12 protein-coding genes are annotated in these 14,276 nt (G+C 40.6%); 11 read left to right on the top strand and 1 reads right to left on the bottom strand.

Annotated features, from left to right (window positions below; translation table 11 throughout):
- The first annotated feature begins 686 nt into the window (after positions 1–686).
- From SFC66_RS04320 to SFC66_RS04280, 9 genes are all read left to right on the top strand, one after another.
- Positions 687–4,049, top strand: a complete 3,363-nt coding sequence (locus SFC66_RS04320; RefSeq protein ID WP_411217472.1) for an AAA family ATPase — start codon at positions 687–689, stop codon at positions 4,047–4,049.
- 4 nt (positions 4,050–4,053) lie between these two features.
- The gene (locus SFC66_RS04315) at positions 4,054–4,521 is read left to right on the top strand and encodes a hypothetical protein (RefSeq protein ID WP_411217471.1); all 468 of its coding nucleotides are present in this window, start codon (positions 4,054–4,056) and stop codon (positions 4,519–4,521) included.
- Positions 4,511–5,173 carry a hypothetical protein gene (locus SFC66_RS04310; protein WP_411217470.1) on the top strand — a complete coding sequence of 221 codons (663 nt, stop codon included), beginning with the start codon at positions 4,511–4,513 and terminating at the stop codon, positions 5,171–5,173. Before SFC66_RS04315 ends, SFC66_RS04310 begins: the two co-directional genes overlap by 11 nt.
- 580 nt (positions 5,174–5,753) lie before the next feature.
- Positions 5,754–6,902, top strand: coding sequence for a hypothetical protein (locus tag SFC66_RS04305; RefSeq protein ID WP_411217469.1), 1,149 nt, complete (start codon positions 5,754–5,756; stop codon positions 6,900–6,902).
- A gap of 245 nt (positions 6,903–7,147) precedes the next feature.
- Positions 7,148–8,260 carry a hypothetical protein gene (locus tag SFC66_RS04300; RefSeq protein WP_411217468.1) on the top strand — a complete coding sequence of 371 codons (1,113 nt, stop codon included), beginning with the start codon at positions 7,148–7,150 and terminating at the stop codon, positions 8,258–8,260.
- 194 nt (positions 8,261–8,454) lie between these two features.
- Positions 8,455–9,087, top strand: a complete 633-nt coding sequence (locus tag SFC66_RS04295) for a copper homeostasis protein CutC (protein ID WP_411217467.1) — start codon at positions 8,455–8,457, stop codon at positions 9,085–9,087.
- A gap of 283 nt (positions 9,088–9,370) precedes the next feature.
- Entirely contained in the window at positions 9,371–10,330 is a 960-nt protein-coding gene (locus SFC66_RS04290; protein WP_411217466.1) for a glycosyltransferase family 2 protein, read from the top strand.
- The gene (locus tag SFC66_RS04285; RefSeq protein WP_411217465.1) at positions 10,317–10,718 is read left to right on the top strand and encodes a GtrA family protein; all 402 of its coding nucleotides are present in this window, start codon (positions 10,317–10,319) and stop codon (positions 10,716–10,718) included. Before SFC66_RS04290 ends, SFC66_RS04285 begins: the two co-directional genes overlap by 14 nt.
- Positions 10,719–10,743: 25 nt before the next feature.
- Positions 10,744–12,306 carry a hypothetical protein gene (locus SFC66_RS04280; RefSeq protein WP_411217464.1) on the top strand — a complete coding sequence of 521 codons (1,563 nt, stop codon included), beginning with the start codon at positions 10,744–10,746 and terminating at the stop codon, positions 12,304–12,306.
- A gap of 131 nt (positions 12,307–12,437) precedes the next feature.
- Here the strand turns inward: SFC66_RS04280 and SFC66_RS04275 are convergent, their stop codons facing one another.
- Entirely contained in the window at positions 12,438–12,821 is a 384-nt protein-coding gene (locus SFC66_RS04275) for a RidA family protein (RefSeq protein WP_411217463.1), read from the bottom strand.
- Positions 12,822–12,926: 105 nt separating this feature from the next.
- Here SFC66_RS04275 and SFC66_RS04270 point away from each other — a divergent pair, with 105 nt between their 5' ends.
- Positions 12,927–13,265, top strand: a complete 339-nt coding sequence (locus SFC66_RS04270) for a winged helix-turn-helix transcriptional regulator (RefSeq protein ID WP_411217462.1) — start codon at positions 12,927–12,929, stop codon at positions 13,263–13,265.
- Positions 13,266–13,413: 148 nt separating this feature from the next.
- Positions 13,414–14,253: an alpha/beta fold hydrolase gene (locus SFC66_RS04265; RefSeq protein ID WP_411217461.1), complete on the top strand. Its 840-nt coding sequence runs from the start codon at positions 13,414–13,416 to the stop codon at positions 14,251–14,253.
- The last annotated feature ends 23 nt before the right edge of the window (positions 14,254–14,276 follow it).

Genomic DNA, 14,276 nt, shown 5'->3' with positions numbered 1-14,276 from the left:
AGGGGACTTTAGGATTCTCTCATTCCCCAGTTTTTATAATTCTTATACAAGAGATTTTGAGTCACCCGGTTTTTCTGATATACCTGGGATTCTTCTGCGTGCCCACTTGTGGGAAAAGGCACTGTGACTAATGAAATTATCAATATAAAAACTAGAAACCTATATTAATATAAAGTTGGAAATTAAAGATGAGATATTTAGATAGGATGACTAACAGTATGACGCTTATTCTCTTCACTTATCAATCTCCAAAATGCCTTTATTCTTATTAGTATAATAATCCCGAAACCCATATAATTCCCTAATTTAATATGGTAGAATAATCCCATGCTTTTGGATGTCGGAAACCTTTAATCAGTAAACTATAATCCTTTAGTTAATAATAAATTGATCTTCTCCATGAAAGGAAGACAGCAATGAAAACGAAAATTGTTCGCCTTTTAAAATTCCTTTTTCCGGAATGGCAAGTATATGACGATTACAGAAAACATGGCTTTATCTCAAGGCACCATCGAAAGAGGACTTCTGACAATCAAAATCAAATGCCTCAATACAGCGGGAGCTCAAACTCCCCTATATCGGAAGGCATACCAACGGGTCATGCTGCTACCCAGAGAAACATCGGGTCACCATACCAGAAACCAACTCGTACCAACCCTACAAAAGCACCAAAGAAAACAAACAGAATGCGTGGGGAAGATGTCGATGCAGTCTTTCACCATATCCGTGAAGTGCTAGGTGAGCAATGGATTGGTCAGGGACGTTACTTAGAACAGCTAAGTATTGCCTTTAAGCGTCCGTTTGTAACGGGAATAGATCCACTGAAGCCTAAGAATTCAATCTTTATATTCGGTCATCCTGGATCGGGAAGAAAGACTAGTGTAACGAAAATGGGCAGTCTCCTTAAAGAAAATAAACTTATTAATCATGATACGATTTCCAAAATAGATCTTTCATCTTATACTACAGCGACGGAGTATCAACTTTTTCTTTCCGACCTGTATAAATCTTTATATGCTAAATCTGATATTGTCCTTTTTGAAAATATCGAAAAGGCTCCTTCTAATGTGATTGATACCATTGCTCAATTGACAAAAACAGGGACATATACATTATCGGCCCGCTACACACAAGAACGGAATCGATTAATGGACGCTACTGGCGTATTGGCCCAACAGACGATAAGTGAAATCCATGCAAATCAGAAGTACTTTGTTTTTCTTTCGGAACGCACGGAGGAAGATGTATACCAAATGTTTGGCAGTGATTTTATGGATGCAATTGGGGATTTGGTTCATACAGATCCTTTTACAGAAGCAGAGACACAGCAAATTGCTATTCGTATCCTAGAGAACATTAAAGAAAAATCCGCTTCCGATTTAGTCGTTGCGCTATCGTATGATGCAGAAGTTCCTCCATTCCTTGCCAAGCAATTCAAGACAGTTACCGGCATAAACGGTCTAAATGAGATAGCCGATGAGTATATTTATCAGCCGCTCTCAGAGGTGAAACTTAGACATCCTGAAAAGCTTGATGGTTATGTTCATTTAGAGATGAAACTCGAAAAATACGCAGCGCTCACGGAAACTGAATCACTGCTGCTGGAAGACTTCATGCGGGGCATGAAAGAAGCAAGCATTGCCGATGTAAAAAAAGAATTAGAGCAGATTGTCGGGATAGATAGTGTGAAAGAATATATTCTGAAACTCGAAGATAATCTTAAAATCCAGCAGTTGCGGGAAAGCAAAGGACTCAGCAGGACGAACATATCCATGCACATGGTCTTTACAGGTAATCCAGGTACAGGGAAAACAACGATTGCCCGCATTGTTGCAAAGTATCTAAAAACAATCGGTGTATTATCCACTGGTCAGCTCCGGGAAGTAACTCGAGCCGATCTTGTTGGTGAGTATGTCGGCCAGACAGCGAGACTTACAAATGATGTTATTAAATCTGCACTTGGTGGAGTGCTGTTTATTGATGAAGCATACGCGCTAACCCGAAATGAGCATGACACATTTGGTATTGAAGCAATTGATACCCTAGTGAAAGGCATGGAAGATTACCGTGATGAACTCGTTGTGATTTTGGCTGGATACAGTGAAGAAATGAAGGACTTTCTTAATGCTAACCCCGGTTTGAGATCACGTTTTCCGAATATAGTTCATTTCGAAGACTATAAGCCTGAGGAAATGTGGGAGATTTCCCGCATTACCAGTAAACAAAAGGGATACCGAATTGCAGAAGACTGTAAAGATGCCATGCTCAAGTTATTTGAAAAGAGCCAAATTAAAGGAAAGAATGATAGCGGGAATGGACGACTCGTTCGGAATGTGATGGAGGCTGCTATTCTTAAGCAGTCGAGCCGTCTTATTCATGAGCCGGATGCTCCGATGGATGAACTTACCTACGAAGATTTCTCGTTTGAAGACCACAGTGGATTTGACCTAGAGGCAAGACTCTCCCAGGTAGTCGGGCTTGAAAACGTGAAACAGCTTATCCGTTCCCAGCAAAACCTTCTCATTGCAGAGAAAAAGCGCCGGGAAGCAGGATTGAAGGTGGATGCCACCCAGTCACTTCATATGATTTTCAGTGGTAATCCCGGAACTGGAAAGACAACGGTTGCGAGGATTATGGCAAGTATGTTCAAAGAGATGGGGCTTCTGAAATCCGGTAACTTCGTGGAGGTGGACAGCGGCGGCTTGACCGGACAGTATGCAGGTCACACCGCAAAAAAAACAGAGGAAGTATTCCGCTCAGCGCTTGGCGGGGTGCTATTCATCGATGAAGCGTATGGACTTACATCGGATACAAGCTATGGACAAGAAGCAATTAATACACTTGTAAAGCTAATGGAAGATCATCGGGAAGATATTGTGGTTATCCTAGCTGGCTATCACAAGGAAATGAAGGAATTCTTGAAGTCTAATAGCGGTCTCGAATCCAGATTTCCACTTGAAGTGGATTTTCCGGATTATACAGAAGATGAACTCTATGAGATTGCAAAAATCATCATATCCTCTAAAGGGTTCACGCTGACCAAGGAGTCGGAAAGCGTTCTGAAAGAACAGATTACGTTATTGCACAAGCAGTCCGGCAGCCACTCCGGAAATGGCCGAATGGTACGCAATTACTTAGAGGAAGTAACACGAAATCAATCGTTGCGAATTGCGACTAATGACGTTTCAGCAGAGGAAATGAACGTGATTCAGTCACAGGATATCAAACCTACAGAAAGTGTTTTGAAAGACTTCGACCTGGAAACGGCACTGGCGAGTATTGCTGGCTTAGACGAAGTAAAAGATCATGTCCGCAGTTTACATGCCCGTTTGCGTATCCAAGCTAAGCGGAAAAAGCTTGGCCTTCCGGTAGATGAAAACCAGACCTTGCATATGATTTTTACCGGGAATCCAGGTACAGGGAAAACGATGATGGCAAGAGTCATCGCAAATGTACTGTACAGCTTGGGAATCATCCAGGCAAATAAACTTGTGGAAACAGACAGATCTGGACTGGTCGCAGGCTATGTCGGACAAACAGCGATTAAAACAAGGGAAATCATCCAAGAAGCGATGGATGGGGTTCTGTTTATCGATGAAGCGTATGCACTCGCACAGGGCGGCGCTGGTGATTTTGGAAGAGAGGCAATCGATACACTCGTGAAAATGATGGATGACCACCGTGATCGTCTTGTTGTCATCCTAGCTGGATACAGTGCAGATATGGAGCACTTCTTGACCGTAAATCCTGGGCTTAAATCTAGATTTCCTACTATCATTGAGTTTTCTGATTACGATTCGCTGGAACTGGTGGAAATTGCCCAAAGATTTTACAATGACAATGGATTTAAACTGACGACAGCTGCTTTCGAAAGATTAGAGCAGGTATTTATAGAGGCAAGCAATGAAAGCAACTTCGGTAATGGACGCTACGTCAGGAATGTCTATGAAAGATCGTTAAATCTGCAGGCTAGTCGGTTAAGTCATAAGGAACAACTCACAGAAGCAGATTTAACTGAGATTACTCCAGAAGATATCGAAAGGGTGTAACGGTATGAAAAGTTTAAAGAGACTGCTTGGAAGCACTTTTGCAGCATTTTATTTCATCTTTCCGATGGGTATTGTGTATCTTCTGCTCATCTTTACACCACTAATGTTTTATAGTGATGTCAGTGCTATACGAAGCTCGGGCTTTGCTGGACCAAACACGTCCATAAGTCTGATCGCCGTAGCTGGATTGATTACAGGCATCTCCCTACTCGTGCCAGCTTTAAGGAGAGTATATGATGTTTTTCCGTGGCTATTTTCTTTTATAAAAATATTCTTTTTAAGCTTTGTAATTCTAAATCTTGGAATTGCGATTCTTAATTATGGCTATGAAGTCAATAACCCAACAAGACATGTGCTGTTTTATATATTAATGGTTGTTTTTGTTCTTATAGGCAGACTTGCATTGAGCTATTACTTTTGGAAGAAACCTGTAAACATTGGAGAGGAAGAAGAACATTTCTATGAGAGATAATAAGCGATATAGTGACAAGCGCAAACAGGCCAAATCACAAAACGATCGTGAATTAGATGAACAGGAGGTTGGAAGGGAAAATATTACTGATACGGATTCTTCTAATAGAGATGCTGGTGAATCACCAGTATCTGCTACCGACAAAACGGAGGTACCACTGCGTTCGAAAAAATTATTATTAGCATTTGGCGGTATAACTCTTGCTCTTGGGGTATTGGGTTTTGTTTTCTCGGGAGGATCGTCTGTTGATACATCAGAAGCTGCTGAAAATGCGCTCAATAAACAAGTGTCTGCTGAACTTTCAGCCGGTGCGATTTTGCTGTCCGACGATGAGGAACTTACCGCTCAAGATCATACAGTTGCTCATAGCTCGGCAGAAGAAGAAACGAAAATCTGGGTTTGGGACTATGCAGCTGAAGACGGAGATTATGTGCAAGTCCTTATAAATGGTACCCCGGTATCAGAATCATTCATGATTAAACACAAGCCTAAGGAATTTACTATTCCAGCTGTTGGAACAGTTGAAATAAAGGGAATAAAAGATGGCGGCGGAGGTATTACCTATGCAGTTCGGTATGATGTGAACGGTACGAATTATTTCAATACCGCTCCACTCAATGGGGAGAATAAGTATGAACTGGTAAGAGAGTAGTCATTAACATCTTTCAATTGTAGAAGCAAGAATAGTATGTATCTATAATAGCTTGAGAAGTCCATCAAAGGTCCACGGTGGGCTTCTTTTTATTGTGAGGATTTTTTTCAGAAGTTTTCTTAATCTAAAAACCTGGCAAGTGATTCTGTTTAAGATTAGGACATTTTTTTTGATTATCAATATTTTTATGTGTTTAGAAACTGGATTTTTTAACTAAAAAATCCATGATATATAGCATGAATACCAGAAACAAGCTACCCAAACTAGTCGAAGTGTATTATTATAGGTAATTGGGGCTGATTGGTTAGATTTCTTTGAGATGTATTAGGTATAAAGTTTCTTGATGTGCAGAGTATTAATACTTATTTTTTTTGTTGTTTTTTCTATATGAAGAAATGTCAGGGAATGTTTTAAGAGCTGAAACCTTTTTGGAATTTGAAGGGCAGCGAGGTAGTCTGCCAGTTTGATGGAATACTTTTGTATAAATATAAATCAAAGGTTACTAACCTATAGTAGTTTAACCAATGTACATAATTAATTTGACCGTCAACGCACGTTGTCTGAAAGGAAGCATAGTCGCATGAAGAAATATTTACCCTTAGCACTTATGTCATTTTTATTGATCATACTCGCTGCTTGTGGAAAAGATAAGTACGAGATTGATAAGGAATTAAGCGTGGAATTCAATGGTTTTAATGAACACGGAGAAGTGAGTGTCAGCCTTGATGAAGGAGAATTATATGACAAATTGGCTGAAATGAAAGAAATTGATGATGATACTGACATCAGCGGTATGTACGACCTAGACTCTCTTGTTTCAGATTTAGAAGTAGAAGCAAAACCGGATACCGATTTGAAAAACGGCGATAAAGTTGAACTTGAATTGAAATATGATGAAGACAACCCCTTGGATATCGCTTTTAAACTGAAAGAACCGAAAGTAGAAGTTGAAGGCTTGGAATCTATCAAGAAGCTATCAAAAGAAGATGTTTTTGATGGTGTAAAACTACAATATGAAGGAGTTTCTCCTTACTTAGAAGCGACGATAGACAGCTCTTCCAGTGAAGTGGGATCAGCGTTCACTTATTTCATTCCGGACGGACCATTTAAAAGTGGGGAAGAAATCGAAATAACGGCTGAAGCGAGCCCGGATTTGCTATCATATGGGTATGAAGCAGATGACGATAAATTCAGTAAGAAAGTGAAAGTCCCTAGTGAGCAGAAATATGTTGAGAAATGGGAAGATCTTAACAAAGACGATCAGCAATACATTTTAGATGAAGTTCAGGATAATGTGACTGCGAATGTTGATCCGGAGATTCAAGATAGCTCTGTATACGACAAAGGGGAGTACGTCACTCGTGGCGATACCATTGAAAGTATTGAGAAATCGAAGAAGGATGAACAATACATTTTGTTTGCTAAAAAAGGTAATTCTACTGTAAGTACAGATGGAATAAATGCCTTATGTTTTATTTATAAGAATAAAGTGACGTTTGGAGAGAATACCTATACTGATGGTTATGATAACCAAACAAAAGATTACTTCTCCGCTATTGCAGTAGAGAATTTAATTATCGATAAGGATGGTAATCTTGATAAAGATGAGGTAAGTATTGATGTTTTAACAGATACAGATTTAGATAAAGCTGCTCTCAAAAATAAGATATTAGATACAAGAAAAGATGAATATACTGTGACTGACTTCAGTACAGACACTAAGAAATAAAACATAGTAAATTACAAACGGCTTTTCCTCGATTTTATATTGTGGAAAAGCCGTTTTGTTTTGGGGAAATCTATTTACCTGTTGTTCTAAATAATAGAGTAAGAGAAGGTTTAATAATCTTTTTTAGTGGTAGGGCTAATGAGCAGCTACTAAATTTATGTTAGAGTTATAAAGTGAATTTTTCATTGTCTGATGAAATGTCACTTTTTCTACATATAAGATATTTAAACAACAGGTGGGATTAGATGAAAAAGTTAATAAAGGCAGGAGCTTGCCTGGCTGTCATTCCGGCTCTATTATTGGCGGGATGTTCGCAATCGGCATCTTCAGAAAAGCAGGAGCCAGACTCAAAGGAAGAGTCGGCGCATACCTCTGAGAAGCAGAACGATGCGACGAAAGACGAAACAAAGAATCCTAGTGAACCGAGCTATCAAGCGATTGAACCTTCTGATGCGGCCCAGCCGCTGAAGAGCAATTATTCAAGCAAACAGCAGGCGGAGATGCCATTGACGGAAGCACATGGGGATTCAACGGAAAGAAGTGTGCCATTAGGTCAAACCTTGGAAAAAGGGGCAGAAGACCAGACAGAGGGTCCGCTGAAGAATAATAGAATCGTTTCTTATTATGGTAATCCTCACTCAGAGAATATGGGTATTTTAGGAGAGTATAGTCCGGAAGATTTGATGGATAAATTGAAAGATCAAACCAAAGCGTATTCTGAACTGGACCCTGAGAGACCAGCTATTCCTGCTATCGAATTGATTGCAACCGTTGCCCAGCGGAATCCTGGAGAAGATGGTCTTTATATGCATCCGACATCAGATGAAGATATTGAGAGATATGCAGAGCTAGCTAAAGAAAATGATGCATTGCTCATCTTGGATGTTCAATTGGGTCGTGATACTATCATGAATCAGGTGAAATCATTGGAGAAATATTTGAAATTGCCATATGTCCATTTAGCTATAGACACAGAATTTCATGTTGAAGAAGGTCAAGTTCCGGGCGAGAATCTGGGCCACGTCGATGGTGAAAAAGTGCAAGAAGCTATCGATTATGTATCGAACTTAGCATCTGAAAATGAACTTCCTGACAAGGTTGTCATCGTCCACCAATTCGCGGATATGATCATCAATAATAAAGAAGCCATTCAACCGACAAAGAATGTAGAAGTAGTATTGAATAATGATGGCCATGGCATTGCAGCGTTAAAACGATCAGGATATCACCAGCTTGTACATAATCAGCCGATCCAGTACGGTGGATTCAAGGTATTTTACAAAAAGGACGAACCTGTGATGACCCCGGAAGAAGTTTTGGAGTTGGATCCGGCACCGGCTTTTGTGAATTACCAGTAACAACTTTATTCGATCAAACCACAAGAGTTCAATGCACATTTTTAAAAGAAGCCTATCAGATATTGCCTGATAGGCTTCTTTTGTTGAATTATTATTGAATAGTGGGCCTTGTTTATTTAAATGAAAGGTTAGTAGGAGCTTTTCGTTGGTAGTTTAACACCATTCCAACAAAGACAGAAAGGGCAGATTTAAATATGTTGAAAGAAGTCTGTGTAGAGAATTTCACGAAAGTCCAGGAATCAATCGCCAAAGGTGCTGGCAGGATCGAGCTTTGTGACAATCTTTCAGTGGGCGGCACAACGGTAAGTCACGGCGTTGCGGAAATCACGTTCAATTATTGCCAAAGTAAAAACATCAAGGTTATGACTATGGTGCGGCCTAGAGGTGGTAATTTTATATATGAAGAGGCTGAGTTAGAAATAATGAAGCGGGATATAGTCCATTTTAAAAAAATAGGCACAGATGGAGTGGTTCTGGGATGCTTACGTAAAAACGGCTGGATTGATGAAAAGGCTATGATCACCTTATTGAACGCAGCAAAGGGGCTGGAAGTGACCTTTCATATGGCATTTGACCATATCAGCCCAGAAAAACAGTTAAACGCTATCGATTGGCTGGCAGAACATGGAGTGGAGCGGATTTTAACCCATGGAGGTCTGTTGGATACGAAGATTGAAGATAACTTAGGTAGGTTGGAGAAATACATCGAATATGCTGATGACAGAATCATCATCCTTCCTGGTGGTGGGATAACAAGTCATAATCTTAATTTGATCTCAGATGCTTTGGATATCAAGGAAGTTCATGGGACAAAAGTAGTTGATTAAAAAGCAGTATTTTTTTCAATTGATTTTAAATTTAGCAACAGTATACAACTCAAAAAGAGAGGTCGTCCTATACGTAAAAGGAAGGCCTCTTTTTATACTTAAAAGAATATGCTCAAGCTCTAAAGACTCTTTGTTCCGTTTAAACTCCCCAATTGTAAAGTGATGCTAAATAACATGTAAAGTTTTACTCCAAATAACAATAAAAGGTAAATTATATGTTAGCATCTGATGATGGAATGTAGATATTAATCGGGATAAAGTCACGAAGCGGGAGGCAGCAAGAATGGGTAAGTTGATTACTATTATGGTACCAGCCTATAACGAAGAAAAAGTCATCGAACAGTTTTATAGCCGAGTAGATATAGTAACCCAGAACATAGCTGACTATGAGTTTGAGATCTTATTTATCAACGATGGAAGCAGTGATGATACGCTATCCATCATAAAAGGGCTCCGAAATTTTGACTCGAGAATTTCATACATAGATTTATCACGGAATTTTGGGAAAGAAGTGGCCATGCTGGCGGGGTTTGATTATGCCAAAGGGGACGCTGTCATTACGATAGATGCGGATTTGCAGGATCCGCCGGAAGTGATCATCGATATGATCGATTTCTGGGAGCAGGGGTATGACGATGTGTATGCCAAGCGCAGTGATCGGCAAGGGGAGACGTGGCTGAAGAAGTGGACGTCGAAAACATTCTACCGGCTGCTGAAAAAGACTACCAATATACCGATTCAGGAGGACACGGGTGACTTTCGCTTGCTGGACCGCCGGTGTGTGAATGCATTGCGTCAGTTACGGGAGTCGCAGAGATATACGAAAGGGCTGTTCAGCTGGCTTGGGTTCAAGAAGAAGGAAATCGTATTCAGCAGGGATGCGCGGGCTGCTGGGGAGACGAAATGGAATTATGCAAAGTTATTTGATTTGGCAATCGAAGGGATCACTTCTTTTACCACCTATCCATTGAAGGTTTCTTCTTATTTGGGAGTGTTGATTTCACTGTGCGCTTTTCTGTATATGTTCTTTGTCATCATCAAGACGCTGGTGAGCGGCACGTCGGTTTCTGGTTATCCTTCTTTGATGAGTGTCATGCTTTTCCTTGGTGGCATCCAGCTGCTGTCTCTTGGTGTGATAGGTGAATATCTGGGGCGGATATTCAATGAAACGAAGCGAAGACCTGTCTATCTCGTGCAAGAGTACAATGATGTAAGGGATGTTGTTGTACATGAAAATAAATAAAGAGATATCCAGCTATATCATTTTCGGCGTGCTCACGACTTTCGTGAATATAGCTGCATATGCATTGTTATCCAAGGGCTTTTCCTTTCATTATCAGGCCGCAACGGTGATTGCTTGGGCTGCAGCTGTCTTATTTGCGTACTATACCAATAAGAAATATGTTTTTAAATCAAATGATGATAGTTTCGCAGCCGCTGTGAAAAGTTTTTCCCTGTTTGTCTATTACCGGGTGCTTTCATTGCTCATCGATTTATTGGTGATGTATGTGCTGATAAGCCTGCTGCATGTGGATGATGTAGTGACGAAAATAATAGCGAACGTATTCGTTGTTGCTTTCAACTATGTGACAAGCAAGCTGTTTGTTTTTAAAAAGAGAGAATATAGCTGAACATGCTAAGAATGGGGTCATGAATATGGGTAACAGTTTGAAGTCTTCGAGAGATTATGTTGTGGTTTTTGCCATAATCCTGCTTTCAACCCTGCTTATTTTCGCATTTTCCAAGGACAAGATAAACTATCATCTTGATGAGCTGCTGACGTATTCGCTGTCTAACAGTGCAGATTACCTTAATATAGAATCCGGCAAAAGATATGAGGATTATGAGGCATTCCAAAATCAGTTCCTGACAGCATCGGAAAATGATCGATTCAATTACGAACAGGTCTGGACGAGACAAGCAGAAGATGTGCATCCGCCATTTTATTATGTGCTGATCCACACGATCAGTTCCTTTATGCCGGGGGAGTTCAGTAAGTATATCGGAATAGCTGTGAATATGATATTTAATGCGCTTATCATCGTGCTGCTGTTCAAATTTGCCATGCTGCTGACAGGCAACAGAAAAATAGCCTATATCACAAGCTTATTCTGGGCGATCAATCCAGGTGTCATTTCGGATATGCTGTTTATCCGTATGTATATCATGGCAATGTTCTTCTGCTTGCTCATAACATACGTGCATATCAAAAGGATGCAGCAGGTAACAGCAAGAAACTATACATTTTATCTGGCATTGTTCTTCGCGTCGGTGGCGGGATTCTTGACCCACTATTATGTCTTGATTTTCACGTTCTTCCTTTGTGCTTTGTATGTTTTGTATTTACTGGTTAAGAAGAAATTCAAGGAATTGCTTCTATATGTCGTAACGTACATCCTCACGCTGGGCGCTGTGTTGCTGATTTTCCCTAGCATCTACAACCATCTCTTGGGGGAAGGAAATCGCGGCGAACAGTCCATCAATAATTTCATGAGTCTGGAAGGTTTTGTAGGGAACGCTAAAATATTCTGGCGTATCATAAGCGATAACTTCTTTGGCGGATATTTAGTGTATCTATTGATTGGGATAGTCCTTCTCCTTATCACGACCTTACTGCCGCTTAAGAAATATGCTAATAAAAGTGTGCTTGGGCAATCATCGGTTTGGCAGTATGTCATGCTGATCGTGCCTTGTACATTGTTTGGGTTATTGGTTGTCAACATTGCTGTATTTACCGTGGAAAGGTATATTCAGCCCATTTTCCCTCTGTTGATCCTTATCTTTGTAACACTGCTATTCCACGTGGTCAGATTATACACGGCAAAGACCATTTCTTTGATCATTGGCTGCGTCCTGCTAGCTGTCATCTGTATCACTGGATATACGAAGACCACATCATTCGAGTATCTGATGACACCCAGCGCCGAAGCATTGGATATAGCAGAGCAATACAGGGATAAAGACAGCGTTTATTTGTACGAGATCCCATGGCAAGTCGTTCCGAGCTATGAAGAGCTGTCCTATCTTAATAGTGTGACCTTCTATACACCAGATAAAATGGAGGCTCTAGTAAACGACACCGATTATGATGATTTTATTCTATATACAAATTCCGGTGATGAATCCGTCGTCCAATCGATTGTCGATCAGCTTCCGAATGTCGACACATATACGAAGCTTTATCATTATGAGTATAATCATGCTTATTATCTTGAATGATGCATAGCTTGGAGAAATGAAAAGAGTAGTAACTTGTTTGGACAAAGTTACTACTCTTTTTCATGTATAGGCAGTACATTAATCGAAATAGGTATCATATTCCTGATGGATGCATCCGGAGTGTTGTGTATTCAATCGGTATGTGCGACAGCGGAGATTTCAATCAGCTGTTCCGGAAACGCTAAATACGTTACGCCAATCAGGCTGCCTGCTGGCCGATGTTCACCTAAGTATTCCTTGAATAAATTGATGACCGACCCAGTATGTTCTTGGGGATCGGTTAGATAAATTTCCACATAAGCAAGGTTGGACTTTGCAGTTCCTAACTCCGCAAGCACACGATCGAGGTTTTCAAGGGTTTGCAGCGTCTGAGCCTCAATATCGTCTTTGCCAATGAATGTCCCTTCTCTATCGTGTGAAAACTGTCCTGAGACGTAAATGGTACCGTTCACGCTGTAGCCTTGACTGATGCCATGATCCCAGAGGTTGTGATTATAAGTATTGATATTTGTCATATAAACCTCTCCTTTCATTCAAAGTAAGGTAAGTATAAAATGAATGAAAAGAATTAAATAGTACGCACTTTTTTGAAAGATACTACCAGAAAGGATAGTGTTAGTATGGGAATGGCTGACTATGAAAAGAAAGGTAATGTCCAGGAGACCCCCTTTGGATATGCCTTGTCGGTGGTCGGAGGTAAATGGAAAATGCTGATTCTTTACCTATTGGCAGAGGATCAACCTGTACGTTTTAATGAGATGAAAAGAAGGATAGGGACGATCACGTATAAGATTCTGAGTTCTCAGCTTAAGGAATTAGAAGCAGATGGAATGGTTGAAAGAAAAGAATATCCTCAAATCCCACCTAAAGTGGAATATAGTCTTACTCCTAAAGCAGAAACGATATTACCAGTTCTGGAGCAGCTATGTGAATGGGGAAGGACAAATCGTCATATATAACTTGCTGTTATATAGCAGATTCCTATATTTAAGGCTCTCTCCATATCCCGGATTGCAGGTGTATAAAATAACCTATGAGTACAGTTTATCTCCTGTTTCACATGGGAAAATTAGTGGTGATCAATAAAGATGAAACAGGAGGTACACAATGGCTACAGTAACGGTAGGAACGGAAAACAATGAAGCAATTGATCTTTATTATGAGGATTTTGGTGAAGGAAAACCGATTGTCCTGATTCATGGCTGGCCACTGAGCGGCCGCTCTTGGGAGGCTCAAATTCCAGCATTTATTGAAGCGGGTTATCGCGTCATCACCTATGATCGACGCGGATTCGGCGAGTCATCCCGGCCTTGGAGCGGATATGATTATGACACATTAGCTTCTGATCTGAACACGCTGCTTGAACACTTGGACCTTCAGGAGGCGACGCTTGTTGGTTTTTCCATGGGTGGCGGGGAAGTAGCACGCTACATCAGCACTTATGGAACACAGCGTGTCAAAAAAGCAGTATTTGCCGCTGCTGTACCTCCTTATTTATACAAATCGGATGAAAATCCAGATGGTGCTTTGGATGATGCAACGATAGAGGACTTTAAAAATGGTGTGAAAACTGATCGTCTTGCTTTCCTGGATGATTTCACGAAGAACTTCTTTACTGCTGGAGATCGCTCCGACCTGGTAAGTGAACCTTTCCGGACATACACTTGGAACATAGCAGCAGGCGCATCACCAAAAGGGACGCTGGATTGCATTTCAGCATTCGGCACAACAGATTTTCGTGCAGATATTGAAAAAATCGATATACCGACATTGGTCATCCACGGTGATTCGGATGCAGTCGTTCCATTTGAAGCCAGTGGTAAACGTACTCATGAAGCTATTCCAAACAGCAAGCTAGCTTTGATTGAAGGCGGCCCGCATGGACTGAACGCAACACATCCTGAGGAATTCAATGAAGCGCTGCTTTCTTTCTTGAAAGAAAATTAATAAAGACAAAAAAACCCCGAATC

The sequence above is a fragment of the Terribacillus saccharophilus genome, from assembly GCF_046592895.1.
GTDB classification, from domain to species: domain Bacteria; phylum Bacillota; class Bacilli; order Bacillales; family Amphibacillaceae; genus Terribacillus; species Terribacillus saccharophilus_D.
The sequence above is the reverse complement of the archived record's forward strand: the minus strand, read 5'-3'. Positions and strand labels throughout refer to the sequence as shown.